This window comes from Rhizobium sp. P1_E1 (assembly GCF_056406015.1).
Map to the genome: position 1 here is coordinate 19,655 of NZ_JBFUAY010000021.1, position 17,858 is coordinate 37,512.

The following is a 17,858-nucleotide window of genomic DNA, read 5'->3' on the forward strand; positions in this document are numbered from 1 at the left end:
AACCTTTACATACATCGTGTAAAGGTTTACATCGTTGATTTACACAGATCAGTTGAAGCCTGCCTTTGACCTCTCGACAAGTCTGTGTAGTGTCGCGGCGAAGACAGCCCAAGGCAGAGCTCAGTGTCGAATTCCACGCCCGCAACCATCGAAGACGTCGCCCGGATCGCCGAGGTCTCTATCGCGACGGTTTCCCGGGCAATCCACATGCCGGAGAAGGTCGCCAACTCCACGCGCCTCAAGGTCAACCAGGCGATCGCCATCACCGGCTATACCACCAATGCCATGGCGCGCAGCCTGAGGCTCGGCCGCTCCAACATGATCCTTGTCGTGGCGCCCGATATCGGCGATCCCAATTTCTCCAACATTCTCGTCGGGCTGGAGAACGAAGCCCGCGCGCACGGCTACGGCATCCTGATCGGCCACACGCAGAACGATGCCCAGCGCGGTCTGGAATATCTGAAATTCTTCAATTCCAACCAGGCGGCCGGATTGATCCTCTTCACCGGTATCCTGCCGTTCGGGCATCAGACGATGACCGCACGGCTGCCGCCGAGCGTCGGTGTTTTCGAGCCCGTCTTCAACGGCGGCATTCCCTATGTGGGCGTCGACGATACCGAGGGCGCTCGGAAAGCGGTGGACCTGCTGTTGGCCGAAGGGCATCGCAAGATCGCCTTCATCGGCGATTCGCGCACCCGGCTTGCCTATACCAGGCGCCGGATGGGTTACGATGCCGGTCTCGACGCCGCCGGCATCCCGCCCGACACCAGGATCGTGCTCGAAGGTGACGGCACGATCGAAAGCGGGCGGCATGCGGTTGAACAGCTTTTCATGCGCGACACGCTTCCGACGGCCTTCATGTGCGTCAACGACCAGACGGCGATCGGCGTCATGATCGGGCTCGGCGCGCGAGGCTACGATATTCCGCGGGATTTCTCGGTGACCGGTTTCGACGACGTGCCGCAGGCGGTCTTCATATCGCCGCCGCTGACCACGATCCGCCAGCCGAGAACGGCAATCGGCAAGCAGGCGATGGCGCTGCTGCTCGAACTCCTGTCCGATGGCCGGCCGACCGAAACGGAAATCCTGCTGCGCCCGGATCTGGTGGTTCGAAACTCCGTCTCAGCCCCATCGCGCAACTGGTCGAAACGGTAAACCGATAGAGGCTGAAGGCTTTGCGCCCTCGCCCGGCCGAAGAGGCTTGCGCCGGCGGTCGATGACCGCCGGCGCGCTTCATCAAACGTAACGGTTGACGACGTTCTCCAGCAGCTCCTGCTTGCCGGATCTCGGCTGCGGGTTCACGTCGTGGCTCTCGACATAGTGGGTGATCTCATCCAGCGAATACTCGCCGCGGAAGAGCTTCTGCGCCTCGGCGGATTCCCAGCCGGCATAACGATCGGCGAGCGGCTGCGACAGAGCCTTGTCCTCGATCATCTTGGCGGCGGCCTTCAGGCCGCGGGCGCAGCAATCCATGCCGCCGATATGGCCGATCAGCAGATCCGCCGGGTCGAGAGACTGACGGCGAAGCTTCGAGTCGAAGTTGGTGCCGCCGGTCTTGAATCCGCCACCTGCCAGAACATGGTAATAGGCGAGCGCCATTTCCGGAACATTGTTCGGGAACTGGTCGGTATCCCAGCCGGACTGGTAGTCGTTGCGGTTCATGTCGATCGAGCCGAAGATACCGAGTGCATTGGCAAGCGCCAGCTCGTGCTCGAAGGAGTGGCCGGCAAGGATCGCGTGGCCCTGCTCGATATTGAGCTTCACCTCGTTTTCAAGGCCGTGCTTCTTGAGGAAGCCATAGACGGTCGCGACGTCGTAATCATACTGGTGCTTGGTCGGCTCCTGCGGCTTCGGCTCGATCAGGATCGTGCCCTTGTAGCCGATCTTGTGCTTGTATTCGACCACGAGGTGGAGGAAGCGGCCGAGCTGGTCGAGCTCGCGGCCGATATCGGTGTTGAGCAGCGTCTCGTAACCTTCGCGACCACCCCAGAGCACGTAGTTTTCGCCGCCGAGCTTCTGCGTGGCATCGATGCAGGTCTTTACCGTCGCAGCTGCGAAAGCAAAGACGTCAGGATCCGGATTGGTCGCAGCGCCCGACATATAGCGGCGGTGGGAGAAGAGGTTCGCCGTGCCCCAGAGCAGCTTGGTGCCGGTTGCGGCCTGCTTCTCGGCGAAATAATCGACGATCTCGTTGAGGTTCTTGGTGTTTTCGGCGAAGTTCTTGCCCTCAGGACGCACGTCGGCGTCATGGAAGCAGTAATAGGGCGAGCCGAGCAGCGAGAAGAATTCGAAGGCGACGTCGGCCTTGAGCTTGGCGGCCTTCATCGTGTCCTCGAACCACGGACGCAGGAAGGTCTGACCACCGAACGGGTCGCCGCCCGGCCAGGTGAAGGTGTGCCAATAGGCCACCGCAAAGCGCAGATGGTCTTCCATGCGCTTGCCCATGACGATCTCGTCCGGCTGGTAGTAGCGGAAGGCCAGCGGATTGGTGCTGTCCGGGCCCTCGTATTTTACTTTCTGGATATCGCCGAAAAATCCGGTGCTCATGTTGGTTCTCCTTGGGTTCACTCTTGTCTGTTGTTCCGTGGGGCCCCTCACCCTACCCTCTCCCCGCTGGCGAGAGGGAAAGAGGCGCCGCTGCTGGTCTCTCCTCCCCTTGGGGAGAGGGTGCAGGCAGGCGGATCGGCGGCTGCCCAAATATCAATGCGCCAGCGACTTGATCGCCGGGTAGAGCGCGCGGTAGCGCTTGTAAGCATCCTCATAAGCGCCGCTCAGTGCCGACACCGGCTCGATCGTTCCGGCTGTTACCGGCGGCGTGCAGACGGCAATGGGATCTGCCCCCGTTGCTGCGATCAGGCCGAGGCGGGCTGCGCCAAAGGCCGCGCCGAAATCGCCGTCGGCCGGCAGGTCGACCGGAACGCCGAGCGCGGTCGCGATCGACGCCAGCCAGTAACGCGAGCGCGAACCGCCGCCGATTGCCGTGACCCGGGATATGCCGGTGCCGGCCGAGCGCAGCGCTTCGAGATTGTCGCGAATGGCGAAGGCGACACCTTCGAGCACTGCCTGGGTCAGAACGATACGGCTGCTTTCGTGTTCGAGGCCGATGAAGGCGCCGCGGATGACGGCATCATTGTGCGGTGTGCGCTCGCCGGAGAGATAAGGCAGGAAGGTGACACCGGTGGGCGCCTTCAGCGTGTCGCCGACCTCGCCGGTAAGATCGGCGGCCGATCTGCCGGTCACACCGGAATGCCAGTTCAGTGCATCGGTCGCCGACAGGATGACGCCCATCTGGTGCCAGGTGTTCGGCAGCGCGTGGCAGAAGGCATGCACGGCGCTTTCCGGCTTCGGCAGATACGAGCCGTTCGCGGCAAAAAGTACGCCTGATGTGCCGAGCGAGACAAAGGCGGCGCCATCGCTGACCGTGCCCATGCCGCAGGCCGAAGCCGCATTGTCGCCGGCACCACCGGCGACGACGACATCACCTGATATACCCCATTGCGCCGCCAGTTCGGACCGCAGCTTGCCGGCCTGCTCGGTGCCTTCAACAAGCGCCGGCATCTGCTCCTCGGAAAGCTTGGTGGCGGCGAGCAGTTCGGAGGACCAGGCGCGTTTGCCGGTGTCGAGCCRGGAAGTGCCGGCAGAATCCGACATTTCCGAGATATATTCGCCAGTCAGCCAAAGACGCAGGTAGTCCTTCGGCAAGAGCACCTTGGCGATCTTGCCGAAGACATCGGGCTCATGTTTTGCGACCCAGGCGAGCTTCGGCGCCGTGAAGCCGGGGAAAACGATGTTGCCGGTGAGCGCGCGAAAGCGCGGATCGGCATCGAGTGCCGCGGCCTCGACATAGCTGCGGGTGTCGTTCCAGAGGATGCAGGGGCGCAGGACCTTGTCGGAGGCATCGATGAGCGTTGCGCCGTGCATCTGGCCGGAAAGGCCGATGCCCTTGACCGCAGCTAACTCCTTCGGATGTTTTGCCTTGAGGCCGGCGACAGCCTCCTCCGTGGCGCGCACCCAGTGGGCCGGCTCTTGCTCCGACCAGCCGGAATGCGGACGCGAGACGTCGAGCGAACCATTGGCCGAGCCGACGATCTTCTGATCACCGTCGATCAGCATCGCCTTGACGCCGGAGGTTCCGAGATCGAGACCCAGATACATGTGGTATTTCTCCCTTTGCCGTTACGGCAGATTGTCTTTCAGGAATATGTCGAGGCGGATGCGCTCCTGCGCTTCGATGACGGCAAGCCCGTCCGCCTTGGCTTTCAGCACGCGGATTGCGCTGCGCACCTCATGGCCGGCATCCTGGTTGAGGATCGCGTCGATCGTGTTGTCGATGAGTGCTGCACGGGTATGGGCGGTCAGCTCGTGGGCAATCACGGTCAGTATGCGGTCGACGGCCTTCTCCTTCAGCGCCCGGATCAGGCCGCGATTGCCGGCGCCGAGGCTGTAGACGCCGATGATTCCGGCATTCCTCGAAAGCGCGTCAGCGACGAGCATGTGGGCGACCTCGGGATCGTCGCGGCCTTCGAGAACCGGCAGGATCGCCAGATCAGGAAATTCCTCGGCCATGATTGCGCTAAAGCCCTCCAGCCGCTCGCGATGATCGCGCACCAGCATGGAGCCGGCGAGCACAGCGATCTCGCCCTTTCGCCGCCCAAGAAATCGACCGAGCAGTCGGGCGGCTGTACGGCCGGCCGCGATATTGTCGACGCCGGCATAGTGATGGCGCAGCGAGCCCGTGAGATCGGAAACCAGGGTAACGATGGGAAAGCGCTCGCGCACCAGCCGGTCGACGGCGGCGCGCACCTCAGGCGCATCGGTCGCGACCAGTGCGATGCCACAAGGTTTTTCCTGGGAAAGCCCTTCGAGCACGGAGACGAGGGCGGCCGGATCGAAGGCCGGCACCTCGATGGTGCGGATATCGGTACGCTCGGCCGGCGAGCGGAGAGCGGCCTGCCGGATTTCGGCATTGAGCCCGTACATGAAGGAATTGTCGCTGGCCGGAAGGATGAAGACCAGCGGATAGGTGCGCCCCTTGGCAAGATTGGCGGCGGCGACGTCTCTGACATAACCAAGCTCGCGGATCGCGGTCTCGACCTTTTCCCGCGTGACGTGGCGCACACCGGGGCGCTGATTGAGAACCCGGTCGACAGTCGCGAGACTGACACCGGCGGCAGCGGCGATATCGTGAACTGTTGGCCTCATCATTCCTCCTGACGAGACCATTAGCGCCAATTTTGATGTACGTAAATCAAAAAATCGAATAGGCCAATTTCCGCATTGTTTTCCGGTGCGGTCCGCTTCGCACCGATCCGGCCAGCGCTTATCTGCCTGATGGCACGGAGGCCAAAAAACAGCAAACAAAAAGGCCCTCCGAAGAGGGCCTTTTCAAGGGGCGGCAGGCCGGAGGTCAGTGGCCGCCCCCGCCTCCCCCGCCTTGCGGCGCGGGTTTCTTGATCATCGCGACACCGAGGATCATGGCAAGGAAGAGTGCGGTCAGGATCAGGAACACGTCGCTGAAGGAGAGGATGATCGCCTGCTTGGTGGCAAGACCGACCATCTGCTTGATCGCGACCGAGGCGCCATCCATGCCATAGGTATTGAAATTGGCGGCCATGTTGTTCATCTGGTCGATCGCCGCCGGATTGCCCCAATCCATATTCTCCCGCAGCCGCTCGTAATGCACGTCCTGCCGATTGGTGAGCACGGTGTTGATGACGGCAAGGCCGACGGCGCCGCCGAGGTTTCTGGTCAGATTGAACAGGCCGGACGCGCCGCGCATGCGCGAGGGCGGCATCGTGCCGAGCGCGATGTTGTTGATCGGCACCATGCACATCATCAGCCCGAAGCCACGCAGGATCTGCGGGATGAACAGTTCGTAGAAATCCCAATCCGCCGTCAGATGCATCATGATGAAAGTGCCGGCAGCGAAACTGACGAAGCCGATCACCATCATCAGGCGCAGGTCCATCTTGGTCGACAGCCGGCCGGCGATCGGCGCGGTGAAGAACATCGCAAGCCCGGAGACGAACATCGTCTCGCCGATCATCAATGAGTCATAACCACGGATGCGCCCGAGATAGACCGGGTAGATATAGGTGAGGCCATAGAGGCCGATGCCCATGACGAAAGAAAACACCGAGCCGAAGGAAAAATTCCGGTTCGCGAAAGCCTTCAGGTCGACGACGGGGAAATCCACCGTGAAGGCGCGATAGAAGAAGACGATGGCTGCAACGCCGGAGGCAACCGCTGCGATGGTGATGGAACTGTCGTTGAACCAATCGTTCGAATTGCCCTCTTCGAGCACATATTCCAGCGCGCCGAGGAACACGCCCATCGAGATCAGCCCCCACCAGTCGAACTTCTTGAAGAGCGACAGTTCCGGCTTGTCGAAATCGATGAAGTTCCAGGTGACGATCGTGACGATGATGCCGGGAACGATATTGACGAGGAACAGCCAATGCCAGGAGAAGGCGTGGCTGAGATAACCGCCGACCGTTGGGCCGATAGTCGGCGCCAGCGTCGCGATCAGGCCGATGATCGGCGAGACGATGCTACGCTTCGACGGCGGGAAGATGGTGAAGGCGGCCGCGAAGACCGACGGGATCATGCCGCCGCCGATGAAGCCCTGGATGACGCGATAGACGATCATCTGGTCGATATTCGTCGCCGTCGCCGCCAGCGCGCTCGCCATGGTGAAGCCGGCGGCCGAGATCGCGAAGAGATAACGCGTCGAGATGATGCGCRCCAACGTGCCAGACAACGGGATCATGATCACTTCCGCGATCAGATAGGACGTCTGCACCCAGCCTATCTCGTCGCTGCCGGCCGAAAGGCCGGCCTGGATCTCCGCAAGCGAGGCCGAAACGATCTGGATGTCGAGGATCGACATGAACATGCCGAGCACCATCGCGAAGAAGGCGATGAGCTTCTTCGGATCCATGCGCTCGTCGGCATGGGCAGGCGCTGCCGGAATCGTCCCCGCTGTTGCTGTCGCGCTCCCGGCCATCAGACCACCTCCGCCTTTCCAGAGCAATTCCGTTTTTCTTCGAATTACGGAATTGCTCTATCTCTTTGTTTTCACGCAATTCCGGGTGCAAAACCGCTGCACACTTTTGCTGGACTTGCTCTAAAGGCTTACTTGCTCGGCGCCGTACGGGTGTCGACGTCGACGACGACGCTCAGGCCCGCGCGCAGACGCCCGCTGTCGAGCGCATCCTGCGGCAGCGCGATGCGCACTGGCACCCGCTGAATCACCTTGGTGAAATTGCCCGTGGCGTTTTCGGGCGGCAGCATCGAAAACACCGAGCCGGAGGCCGGTGAGATCGATTCGACGGTGCCGACAACCGGATGATCGCTATAGGCATCGACCTGGACGTTGACCTTCGAGCCCGGCACCAGATGCTGGATCTGCGTTTCCTTGAAATTGGCGTCGATGTAGAGCTGGCGCACTGGAACGAGTGCCATCAGGCGTTGGCCGGGAGAGACCAGGTCGCCTTCCTGGACGGAGCGGTTGCCGACAATGCCGTCATAAGGCGCCTTGAGCACGGTGAAAGAAAGGTCACGGATGGCCTTGTCGCGCGAGATTTCCAGCGAACGGACCGAGCCTTCCGCTTCCTTGCGCTGGGCCTGGAGGATGGTGATGTTGGCCTGTGCAGCGGTGATGTTGGCGTCGCCGCCGGCAAGATTGGCCTTGGCCTGGTCGAGGGCGATATTGGCGTTGTCGAGATCGGCGGCGGTGCCGACCGACTTCGCCTGAAGGTCGCTCTGGCGCTTCTGCGTGATCTCGGCACCACGAACGGCCGCTTCGAGTGCCACCTTCTGCGCCTGCGCCTGCACGAGGCTCGCATTCGCGCCTTCGATCTGCGCGTCGATACGCTGCAGCGAAAGCTGTTCGGTGACGATCTGGGCCTGGGCCAAGTCGAGGGCGTTCTGATAGTCGCCGTTATCAAGCGTGGCAAGCACGTCGCCCGCTTTGACTTCCTGGTTGGCGACAACGTTCACCTTCGCGACGTAGCCCGTGACCTTCGGCGAAATCGTTGCGATATCGCCTTCGATATAGGCGTCGTCGGTCGACACCATGAAGCGGCCGTTCGTCCACCATTCGTAACCATACCAGCCGCCGCCTGCGAGAAGGGCGAGCACGACGATCGGCAGCACCGGGCTGCGGCGCTTCTTTGCTGCCGCAGGTGCGGCGGCGACCGAAGCCGGCGCCGACTGCGCGGGAGCGGAAGGTACTTCGCGGGCTTCCGCCGTCGGAGCTTCTGCAACGGCCGCAACCTCGGCCTTTACCTCTTCAGTCCCGGCGTCTTCGCTGACGATACGCGCGACGTTGCTCTTCTGGTTGCTCGACATAACCACTTTACCGATCTTGGAGTAGATAATCGAACTGAACGGTTCGGTTCAGTTGACTTAAACCTGTTTTATCGTCATATCAAGATGTATAGAACCAATCGGTTCGATTTCTTTAAAGAAAATGCGAAACCGTAAACACGGTTAAGAGGACATGACGCTGAAACTCGACCACGCCGCTGTATTCAGMCCTCCCGCTGCCGGAGGCCGATTTGCCGCAGGCGAAGATCCGGCCAAGCGCCAGCAGATTCTCGCCGGCGCCAAGCGCGTCTTCATGAAGATGGGTTTCGACGCCGCCAGCATGAATGACGTGACGCGCGAGGCCGGAGTCTCCAAGGGAACGCTCTACGTTTATTTCACCAACAAGGAAGAGCTGTTTTCGGCGATGATCGAGACCGAGCGCGCCGCCTTCGTGGCGGCCGTGCGCACGGCGCTTGCCGAACATGACGATCCCGAAGCCGGCCTGTACGAATTCGGGATAAGCTTCGTCACCCACATGACCGATGAGAAGGTCATCAACGCGATGCGCACCGTTCTCGGCGTTCGCGACCGCATGCCGGTGCTCTGTCAACGCTTCTTCAAGGGCCCGGTAAACCTGCGCACCATCATGCGCGACTTCCTGGAACGGCACATCGCCGAAGGCAGGCTGGAGATCGACGACATCGATCTCGCCGCCGGCCAGTTTCTCGATCTCGCCAGCGGTAGTTTCTTCAAACTCCGCCTGTTTGGAAGCATGGAAGAGCCGCCGCCGCGTGACGAAATCGAGCGCGTCATCCGCGGCGCCATCCGGGTCTTCATGGCCGCCTATGGCGTGCGCCGGCACGAGACCGCCTGACCACACCCTAGACCGCCGCACTCCATCGGCCAAAATCCCGCAATAGCGATCAAATCCGGCTGTCGGCATTTCTTTAAGGAAGAAGCTGCAACACTGCATAATTCCTTAAATCGGAATCGATTTAAGGATAAAATTATGCAGCACTTCAAAGTGTTACAGCGTCCTTTGCGCCTCTCAAAAAGACGCGCGGCGCTGTAGGAGAGTGAGGATGAGCGCCGTCGGACGGGCGATCTGGTTCATCGAGAGCCATTTCGAAAGCGATATATCGCTGGAAGAGATATCGGAAGCAGCCGGATTGTCGCGCTACCATCTGTCGCGCGTCTTCGGGCTCGTCACCGGTCACTCGATCAGCGGCTATATAAGAGGGCGGCGCCTCAGCCGCGCCGTGCCCACACTGGTCGGCGGTTCATCCACCATTCTCGAGGTTGCGCTTTGCGCGGGCTACGGCTCGCACGAGGCCTTCACCCGTGCCTTCCGCGACCAGTTCGGCATGACGCCGGATGCGGTGCGCAGACAGGGGCACGCCCGTAACCTTGTCTTGCTGGAGCCGATCAGAATGGACCCTGCCCACCTCAACGACCTCGAACCGCCCCGCTTCGAAACCCTCCAACCGATGCTGTTTGCCGGCTTGCAGGAGATTTACCCCTATGGCGGCAACGCCGCCATTCCCTCTCTCTGGCAGAAGTTCAATGCCCATTTCGGTCATATCTCCGGTCAGAAAGGCAATGTCGCCTACGGCATCTGCACGCATATCGACGGCGAAGCGGAGAAATTCCGCTATATGGCCGCGGTCGAAATCTCCGATGCCGACGATCTGCCGGGAGATTTTGCAACGCTCAAACTTCCAGGCCAGCGCTACGTCGTCTTTGCCCATCGCGGCCACGTCTCCGGCATTCCGGCGACGATGAACCGGATTTTTGGCGCATGGTGGCCGACCTCGGGCCTGGAGCACGGCGAGACACCCGACATGTTCGAACGCTATGACGAGCGCTTCGACCCCTATACGGGCATGGGCGTCACCGAAATCTGGTTGCCGATCAGAGCATGATGCCGAAAAGTGCGAGCGGTTTTCGGACGACGTCATGCTCCAACTCTTTAATTTAGAACAGGATTCAAATTTAAGGCCGACCCGGCCTTAAATCCTGTTCTAGGGAATAAAAGTCACATCGGTTTCGTATACCCCTTGCTGCGCTTGCTTGGCAGGCCGGCAACATTACATTGCGAGCGTCATTCACGCATGTGACGCGAAAGGGATATACGCTGATGCAGGAAATCATGACGCTCATTCAGGATCCGGCCGCCTGGGTGGCGCTCATCACGCTGGTGGTGATGGAAGTCGTTCTCGGGATCGACAACCTGATCTTCATTTCCATTCTCACCAACAAACTGCCGCCCGAACACCGCGAGAAGGCCCGCAAGATCGGCATCGGTCTTGCGCTCGTCATGCGTCTCGTCCTGCTCGGCACCATCGCCTGGATCGTGCAGCTGACCGAACCGCTGTTTGAAGCCTTCGGCCACGGCTTCTCCTGGAAGGATCTGATCCTGATTGCCGGCGGTCTGTTCCTCGTCTGGAAGGCCACCAAGGAAATTCACCACAGCGTCGACCCCGTGGACCATGAAGAGGATTTCATCGCCAAGTCGGCCACGACAGGCTTTGCATCGGCCATCGGCCAGATTCTGTTGCTCGACCTCGTCTTCTCCGTCGACAGCATCATCACCGCCGTCGGCATGACGCCTCATCTGCCGATCATGGTGGTCGCCGTCGTCGCCGCCGTCACAGTCATGCTTGTTGCCGCGACCCCGCTTGCCAACTTCATCGAGAGGAACCCGACGATCGTCATGCTGGCGCTCGCCTTCCTGCTGATGATCGGCACGACGCTGATCGCCGAAGGCATGGGCTTCCATGTGCCGAAGGGCTACGTCTATGCCGCCATGGCCTTCTCGGCGCTGGTCGAGGTGCTGAACATGATCGCACGCAACGCCCGCAAGCGAAAACGCGACGCCGCGCATTGAGGCTTGGGCACGAGGGCGCGGCGGAACCGACGCGCCCTCACGCACCACCATCAGGCCTTTGCAGGCGTGGTTTTTCTTGACGCGCCCGGTTGAATATGGCCTAAGGCCAGCCGAACGGACGATCGGCGGATAGTGCGGGCGCATGCCCTTTTCCGGCCGGTTTGCCGATGAAGATATCTGCATCCTTCCGGCCGAACGTCGCTTTCCCCATGAAAGCCGTCCGGCATCATTGACGGGCACACACAATGACAGTTTCCGGGACAGCTACCGGCGTCCGCGTTCGCATCGCTCCCTCGCCGACCGGCGAGCCGCATGTCGGCACCGCTTACATCGCTCTCTTCAACTACCTTTTCGCCAAGAAGCACGGCGGCGAGTTCATCCTGCGTATCGAGGATACCGATGCGACGCGCTCGACCCCGGAATTCGAAACGAAGGTGTTGGACGCACTGAAATGGTGCGGGCTGGAATGGAAGGAAGGCCCTGATATCGGCGGTCCCTACGGCCCCTATCGCCAGTCCGACCGCAAGGAAATGTACCAGCCTTACGGGCAGGAATTGCTGGACAAGGGCCATGCCTTCCGCTGCTTCTGCACACCCGCGCGGCTGGAGCAGATGCGCGAAACCCAGCGGGCCGCCGGCAAGCCGCCGAAGTACGATGGTCTCTGCCTCAACCTCACGGCCGAGGAAGTCACCTCGCGCATGGCCGCCGGCGAGACGACCGTCATCCGCATGAAGATTCCGGCCGAAGGCTCCTGCGACTTCACGGACGGCGTCTACGGCGATGTCTCCATTCCGTGGGATTCGGTCGACATGCAGGTCCTCATCAAGGCCGACGGCATGCCGACCTATCATATGGCCAACGTCATCGACGACCATCTGATGAAGATCACTCACGTCGCACGCGGCGAAGAATGGCTGGCCTCCGTGCCGAAGCACATCCTTCTCTATCGCTATTTCGACTGGGACCAGCCGGTCTTCATGCACTTGTCGCTGATGCGCAATGCCGACAAGTCGAAGCTGTCGAAGCGCAAGAACCCGACCTCGATCTCCTATTATTCCGCGCTTGGCTACATTCCGGAAGCGTTGATGAACTTCCTCGGTCTGTTCTTCGTCCAGATCGCCGAGGGCGAAGAGCTCCTGACGATGGACGAGCTCTCCGAGAAGTTTGACCCGGAAAACCTCTCCAAGGCCGGTGCGATCTTTGACATTCAAAAGCTCGATTGGCTCAACGGCCGCTGGATCCGCGAGAAGCTGTCCGAAGAGGAGTTCCAGGCGCGTGTGCTGACCTGGGCGATGGAAAACGACCGTCTGAAGGAAGGTCTGCGCCTGTCGCAGACGCGCATTTCCAAGCTCGGCGAACTGCCCGATCTCGCCGGCTTCCTGCTGAAGTCCGATCTCGGTCTGCAGCCTTCCGACTTCGCCAAGATCAAGTCACCGCCGGAGGAGATCCTCGAGATCCTCAACACCGTTCAGCCGGATCTCGAAAAGATCCTGGAATGGAACGTCGAGACGATCGAGGCGGAGCTGCGCGCGATCGCCGACCGCATGGGCAAGAAGCTGAAGGTCGTGGTCTCGCCGCTCTTCGTCGCCGTATCCGGCTCATCGCGTTCCCTGCCGCTTTTCGATTCCATGGCGATCCTCGGCCGGTCCGTCGTGCGTCAGCGTCTGAAGCTCGCCTCGCAGGCGGTCGCCGCCCTCGTCGGCTCGAAATAAGAACAGTCAGAGGATTTCGACAATGGCTGACAACAAGACCGAAAACACCCTTTCCTCCGACGCGACGGAAGTGCGCGCCCAGAAGCTGAAGCTGCTGCGCGAGCAGGTCGGCGAGGTCTATCCGGCGCATTTTCACCGCACGATGGGCAATGCCGAGCTTACCGCGAAATACGAGAGCCTGGAGCCGGACACCGAGACGCAGGATATCGTCACCGTCGCCGGCCGCGTCTATTCCTCGCGCAACTCCGGCATGTTCATGGATCTCCATGACGCCTCCGGCAAGATCCAGATCTTCTCGCACAAGGATGTCACCGGCGAGGAAGCCCGCGCCCTGCTGCCGATGATCGACATCGGCGACATCATCGGCGTCACCGGCATCGTGCGCCGCACCAAGCGTGGCGAGCTGACGATCAACGCGCAGACGATCACCATGCTGACGAAGTCGCTGCTGCCGATGCCCGAGAAGTGGCACGGTCTCTCTGACATCGAGCTGCGTTATCGCAAGCGCCATCTCGACATCATGACCAACGAGGATTCGAAGCTCCGCTTCCAGCAGCGCTCGAAGATCCTCTCTGGCATCCGCCGCTTCATGGAAAATGACGGCTTCATGGAAGTCGAGACGCCGATGCTGCATTCGGTCTATGGCGGCGCCACCGCCGAGCCGTTCAAGACCCATCACAACACGCTGAAACTCGACATGTACCTGCGCATCGCGCCGGAACTCTTCCTCAAGCGCACGCTGGTGTCGGGGCTGACAGACAAGGTCTTCGAGATCAACCGGAACTTCCGCAACGAAGGCGTCTCCACCCGGCACAATCCCGAATTCACCATGATGGAGTGTTACTGGGCCTATGCCGATTACGAGGACATCATGGACCTCGTCGAGCGGTTGTTCGAAAACCTGGCGCTCTCCATCCACGGCGCGACGGAATTCCCCTTCGGCGACAAGACCATGTCCTTCAAGGGTCCGTTCAAGCGCGTGCCGATGCCCGATGCCGTCAAGGAAGCGACCGGCATCGACTTCCTCGCCATCAAGACCGATGAAGAGGCGCGCGCTGCCGCCAAGGCTGCCGGTTTTGCGGTCGAGAAAGATTGGACCTGGGGCGAATGCCTCGCCTTCATCTTCGAGGAAAAGGTCGAATCCACACTGATCCAGCCGTCGCATGTCACGCATTTCCCGAAGGACATTTCGCCCTTCGCCAAGGAGGTGCCGGGCGAGCCGCGCCTGGTCGAGCGCTTCGAGACCTATTGCAACGCCTGGGAACTGGGCAACGCCTTCTCGGAGCTCAACGATCCCGAAGAGCAGCGCCGCCGCATGGTCGAGCAGCTCGAACAGGCGCATGCCCGCGGCGAAAAGGAAAAGCAGCTGGACGAGGAGTTCCTCGACGCCATCGACCAGGGCATGCCACCGGCCGGTGGCCTCGGCATCGGCGTCGACCGTCTCATCATGCTTCTGACCAATGCGCCGTCGATCCGCGACGTCATCCTCTTCCCGGCCCGCCGCAGCAAAGCCGACTGACCGGAAGAAAAGCAAAAAATCGAAGCGGGGTGCAACTGCATAATTCCTTAAATCGGGATCGATTTAAGGATAAATTATGCAGCAACTCAAAGTGCTACAGCGTCCTTTGCGCGTCCGAAAAGACGCGCGGCGCTGTAGCCGGCACTCCGCTTTTTTCATGCTGTTCGTTCAATGGGCCTCAGATGGTGCAGTTTCCGCCGGCGGCTCTTCGGCCGGCGCCTCCGCCACCACATCGGCACCCGCGTTCTCGGCAGGCGCCGCTTCGCTTTCGGCTGCCGGTGCTGCGCCATGTGTGCCGCCTGCGGGCTTCTTTTCCTTGCCCTTTTCCCCGTTCTTCGTCGATCCAACCGCGACCGGGTCGACGCAATCCTCGGGGTCCTTGAAACCAGCGCTGATCATGGCGATCTCGTCGAGTGGCATCTCAATCCGCTCGCCGAAGAACAGCCCGTTTTCACTGGCCTTGCCGTCGTAGTAGCGCGCCGTATAGGACTTGTCGTCGAGGCCGGGAACGGTCTTGTCGGGATGCGGGATATAGACGACATCGGCGCCGATCGCCCGGCCGCGAATATCCGCACGCAAGGTCGGGCCGTTCTCGTCGAGCACCACCACCTGGACCAGATCCGGCTTCTGCGCGGCATAAACGGCTTGGGCGACACGAAGCGCGGTCTTGACGCGCGTCATCCCGTCGGTCGGTTCGGTTTTGATGTATTTGCGCACCCAGACGTGGTCCTGCTTCCGGATCGTCACCAGGTTGACGTCGCTGCATTCGAGCCCGTAGCCACCACCAGTTGCACCGATCAGCCTGTCCTTGCCGACATAGACCGCCGCGCCGCCGGAAACGCCCGCCAGAAGAGCGACTCCACCGATGATGATTGCCAATTTCCGGGAAGGCCGGAAGATGCGCAGTAAGGCCTTCACGCCAACTGCTCCGCCATCTGAAACTCCAACGCAGGACAAGTGTTGAGAACGCTAAAGAAATGACGTTTCCGAAAGTTTAAGTGGGCGTGTGAAGCCTGCGCCATTTTGAGAAAACACCAAAAAAGGTCCGCTTTTTTGGGCCGCTTGCCACGGCCTATTCCGCCATGCTCTAAACGCCCATGGCCTTCACGCTTCGCCAGGTTCAATATTTCGTCGCCGTCGCCGAACAGGGTTCGGTGACGCGAGCCGCACAGAACCTTTCGATCTCGCAATCCTCGGTGACGGAAGCACTAAAGGAGCTCGAAACCGACCTCGGCGTCGAACTCTTCGAGCGCCATCCGCGCGGCCTGACGATCACCCATAACGGCCACCAGTTCCTGCGTCATGCGACGAAGATCCTGGCCTCCGTCTCCGATGCACGGACCAGCTTTTCCGGCCAGCAAAGCGCCCTCTCCGGCACGCTGAACATCGGCGTCACCTCGCTTGTCGCCGGCTACGTCCTCTCCGACCTGCTGGCGCGATATCGGCGCGCCTGTCCGGGCATCGAGGTCAGCGCCATCGAGGACAATGGTGGTTACCTCGAACATCTCCTGGTCGGCGGCGAACTTGATGTCGCCGTCATGGTGATATCAAACCTGCGCGACCGCATGGCGCTGCAGGCGGAGATCCTGGAGACCTCGCCCTATCGACTATGGCTACCGATGGGCCATCCGCTGGTATCGGCCGACATCATCTCGGTCGCCGACATCGCCCGCGAACCGCTGATCATGCTGACGGTCGACGAAATCGAGGAGAATACCGGCAAGCTGCTCTCAGCACTCGGCGCTCGCCCGCATGTCGCCTTCCGCACCCGCTCGGTGGAGGCGGTGCGCAGCCTGGTTGCAACAGGCGCTGGCGTGGCCCTGCTTCCCGATCTCGTCTACCGTCCATGGTCGCTGGAAGGCGACCGCATCGAGAGCCGCGACGTCTCCGGTTCGCTGCCGGTCGTGCAGGTCGGCATGGTCTGGCGCAAGGGCTCCAGCCTGCCGCAGGCGGCGCGCGACTTCGTCGGTATCGCCGAAACCTTAAGATCCGGCCGCATCCGCTGATATCGGAATTTCCGATACCGTCTTTCTGATAAATGAATTTGCGAAAGCGGCTTTTTCGCGTCACCTTTTCATCCGGGAACAAACCGCCACAGAAAGTGGCAAACCGGGAGACGGATGATGACGAATCTGTTGAAATCCTGCACGGCGGCGCTCACCTGCCTGAGCTTCGCGACGCAGGTGATCGCCGCCGAACCGCTGAAGGCCTTGGGCAAGGGCGAAGGCGCGGTCAGCATTGTCGCCTGGGCCGGCTATATCGAACGCGGCGAAACCGACAAGAACTACGACTGGGTCACCGATTTCGAAAAGGAGACCGGCTGCAAGGTTTCCGTCAAGACCGCCGCCACTTCGGATGAAATGGTGTCGCTGATGAACGAAGGGGGCTTCGATCTTGTCACGGCATCGGGCGACGCCTCGCTCCGTCTCATCGCCGGCAAGCGTGTACAGCCGATCAACACCGATCTGATCCCGAGCTTCAAGACCGTCGACGAGCGCCTGCAGAACGGACCGTGGTATACGGTCGGTGGCGTGCATTACGGCGTGCCCTATCTCTGGGGACCGAATGTCCTGATGTACAATACCGATGCCTTCAAGGACAAGGCGCCGACCAGCTGGAACGTCGTCTTCGAGGAGCAGACACTGCCCGACGGCAAGTCCAACAAGGGCCGCGTCCAGGCCTATGACGGCGCGATCTACATCGCCGATGCCGCCATCTACCTGATGGCCCACAAGCCGGATCTCGGCATCAAGGACCCATACGAGCTGAACGAGGACCAGTACAAGGCCGCCCTCGACCTGTTGCGCGGCCAACGCAAGCTCGTCTCCCGCTACTGGCACGACGCGATGATCCAGATCGACGACTTCAAGAACGAAGGCGTCGTCGCCTCCGGCTCCTGGCCTTTCCAGGTGAACCTGCTGCAGGCCGACAAGCAGAAGATCGCCTCCGCTTTTCCGGATGAAGGCGTCACCGGCTGGGCCGACACCACCATGCTGCATGCCGACAGCGAACATCCAAACTGCGCCTATATGTGGATGGAACATTCGCTGAAGGCCAAGGTCCAGGGCGACGCCGCCGCCTGGTTCGGCGCCGTGCCCTCCGTTCCTGCGGCCTGCAAGGGCAATGAACTGATGGGTGATACCGGCTGCGCCACCAACGGCTTCGATCACTTCGACAAGATCAAGTTCTGGAAAACCCCTGTCGCCAAATGCACGACGCAGGGCGAATGCGTGCCCTATCATCGCTGGGTGTCGGATTATATCGGCGTGATCGGCGGACGGTGACTTGCGTTCTCACTGAGGGGACTGTTGTAGCGTAGGACCCCTTCCCAACCCCTCCCCACAAGGGGGAGGGGCTTCAGCGGCGCCGCCTCGTCCCTGCTGTATGCAGCAGTAAGGTTGTATCCGGAGGGTGCTGAAGGTTAAGTCCC

14 protein-coding genes are annotated in these 17,858 nt (G+C 61.1%); 8 read left to right on the top strand and 6 right to left on the bottom strand.

Annotation, left to right across the window (positions count from 1 at the left end):
• Positions 1-123: 123 nt before the first annotated feature.
• Positions 124-1,155, top strand: coding sequence for a LacI family DNA-binding transcriptional regulator (locus AC1D1Z_RS10710; RefSeq protein WP_028733942.1), 1,032 nt, complete (start codon positions 124-126; stop codon positions 1,153-1,155).
• A gap of 81 nt (positions 1,156-1,236) precedes the next feature.
• On the opposite strand, the gene xylA is transcribed toward AC1D1Z_RS10710, so the two are convergent.
• The 5 genes from xylA to AC1D1Z_RS10735 form a co-directional block, all read right to left on the bottom strand.
• Positions 1,237-2,547 (bottom strand): xylose isomerase, encoded by a 1,311-nt coding sequence (gene xylA / locus AC1D1Z_RS10715; protein WP_130653073.1) that lies wholly within the window; start codon positions 2,545-2,547, stop codon positions 1,237-1,239.
• Between the two features lie 153 nt (positions 2,548-2,700).
• Positions 2,701-4,155 carry a xylulokinase gene (gene xylB, locus AC1D1Z_RS10720; RefSeq protein ID WP_477850458.1) on the bottom strand — a complete coding sequence of 485 codons (1,455 nt, stop codon included), beginning with the start codon at positions 4,153-4,155 and terminating at the stop codon, positions 2,701-2,703.
• A 21-nt stretch (positions 4,156-4,176) separates the two neighbouring features.
• Positions 4,177-5,202 (bottom strand): LacI family DNA-binding transcriptional regulator, encoded by a 1,026-nt coding sequence (locus AC1D1Z_RS10725; RefSeq protein ID WP_130653075.1) that lies wholly within the window; start codon positions 5,200-5,202, stop codon positions 4,177-4,179.
• A 205-nt stretch (positions 5,203-5,407) separates the two neighbouring features.
• A complete protein-coding gene (locus AC1D1Z_RS10730; RefSeq protein ID WP_477850461.1) occupies positions 5,408-7,006 on the bottom strand; it encodes a DHA2 family efflux MFS transporter permease subunit in 1,599 nt (532 codons plus the stop codon).
• 128 nt (positions 7,007-7,134) lie between these two features.
• On the bottom strand, positions 7,135-8,352 hold the full coding sequence (locus AC1D1Z_RS10735; RefSeq protein WP_130653076.1) for an HlyD family secretion protein: 1,218 nt from the start codon (positions 8,350-8,352) through the stop codon (positions 7,135-7,137).
• 151 nt (positions 8,353-8,503) lie between these two features.
• On the opposite strand from AC1D1Z_RS10735, the gene AC1D1Z_RS10740 reads away from it, so the two are divergent.
• The 5 genes from AC1D1Z_RS10740 (at position 8,504) to lysS (ending at position 14,428) form a co-directional block, all read left to right on the top strand.
• On the top strand, positions 8,504-9,184 hold the full coding sequence (locus AC1D1Z_RS10740) for a TetR/AcrR family transcriptional regulator (RefSeq protein WP_477850463.1): 681 nt from the start codon (positions 8,504-8,506) through the stop codon (positions 9,182-9,184).
• Positions 9,185-9,392: 208 nt separating this feature from the next.
• Positions 9,393-10,232, top strand: a complete 840-nt coding sequence (locus AC1D1Z_RS10745) for an AraC family transcriptional regulator (RefSeq protein WP_018446016.1) — start codon at positions 9,393-9,395, stop codon at positions 10,230-10,232.
• Between the two features lie 215 nt (positions 10,233-10,447).
• Positions 10,448-11,197 (top strand): TerC family protein, encoded by a 750-nt coding sequence (locus AC1D1Z_RS10750; RefSeq protein WP_026188530.1) that lies wholly within the window; start codon positions 10,448-10,450, stop codon positions 11,195-11,197.
• 245 nt (positions 11,198-11,442) lie between these two features.
• The gene (gltX, locus tag AC1D1Z_RS10755) at positions 11,443-12,909 is read left to right on the top strand and encodes a glutamate--tRNA ligase (protein WP_018243629.1); all 1,467 of its coding nucleotides are present in this window, start codon (positions 11,443-11,445) and stop codon (positions 12,907-12,909) included.
• A gap of 22 nt (positions 12,910-12,931) precedes the next feature.
• Positions 12,932-14,428 (top strand): lysine--tRNA ligase, encoded by a 1,497-nt coding sequence (gene lysS / locus AC1D1Z_RS10760; protein WP_130759660.1) that lies wholly within the window; start codon positions 12,932-12,934, stop codon positions 14,426-14,428.
• Positions 14,429-14,596: 168 nt separating this feature from the next.
• Here lysS and AC1D1Z_RS10765 read toward each other — a convergent pair whose 3' ends face one another.
• Complete coding sequence (locus AC1D1Z_RS10765) at positions 14,597-15,346, bottom strand: hypothetical protein (RefSeq protein WP_130653078.1); 750 nt, start codon at positions 15,344-15,346, stop codon at positions 14,597-14,599.
• A gap of 179 nt (positions 15,347-15,525) precedes the next feature.
• On the opposite strand from AC1D1Z_RS10765, the gene AC1D1Z_RS10770 reads away from it, so the two are divergent.
• Entirely contained in the window at positions 15,526-16,434 is a 909-nt protein-coding gene (locus tag AC1D1Z_RS10770) for a LysR family transcriptional regulator (protein WP_018446011.1), read from the top strand.
• 117 nt (positions 16,435-16,551) lie between these two features.
• A complete protein-coding gene (locus AC1D1Z_RS10775) occupies positions 16,552-17,712 on the top strand; it encodes an ABC transporter substrate-binding protein (RefSeq protein ID WP_130653079.1) in 1,161 nt (386 codons plus the stop codon).
• The last annotated feature ends 146 nt before the right edge of the window (positions 17,713-17,858 follow it).

Coding starts and splice junctions, on each gene's coding strand:
- AC1D1Z_RS10775 (WP_130653079.1), top strand. CDS start 16,552: ATGACGAATCTGTTGAAATCCTGCACGGCGGCGCTCACCTGCCTGAGC.
- gltX (WP_018243629.1), top strand. CDS start 11,443: ATGACAGTTTCCGGGACAGCTACCGGCGTCCGCGTTCGCATCGCTCCC.
- AC1D1Z_RS10725 (WP_130653075.1), bottom strand. CDS start 5,202: ATGAGGCCAACAGTTCACGATATCGCCGCTGCCGCCGGTGTCAGTCTC.
- AC1D1Z_RS10745 (WP_018446016.1), top strand. CDS start 9,393: ATGAGCGCCGTCGGACGGGCGATCTGGTTCATCGAGAGCCATTTCGAA.
- AC1D1Z_RS10770 (WP_018446011.1), top strand. CDS start 15,526: ATGGCCTTCACGCTTCGCCAGGTTCAATATTTCGTCGCCGTCGCCGAA.
- xylA (WP_130653073.1), bottom strand. CDS start 2,547: ATGAGCACCGGATTTTTCGGCGATATCCAGAAAGTAAAATACGAGGGC.
- AC1D1Z_RS10750 (WP_026188530.1), top strand. CDS start 10,448: ATGCAGGAAATCATGACGCTCATTCAGGATCCGGCCGCCTGGGTGGCG.
- lysS (WP_130759660.1), top strand. CDS start 12,932: ATGGCTGACAACAAGACCGAAAACACCCTTTCCTCCGACGCGACGGAA.
- AC1D1Z_RS10735 (WP_130653076.1), bottom strand. CDS start 8,352: ATGTCGAGCAACCAGAAGAGCAACGTCGCGCGTATCGTCAGCGAAGAC.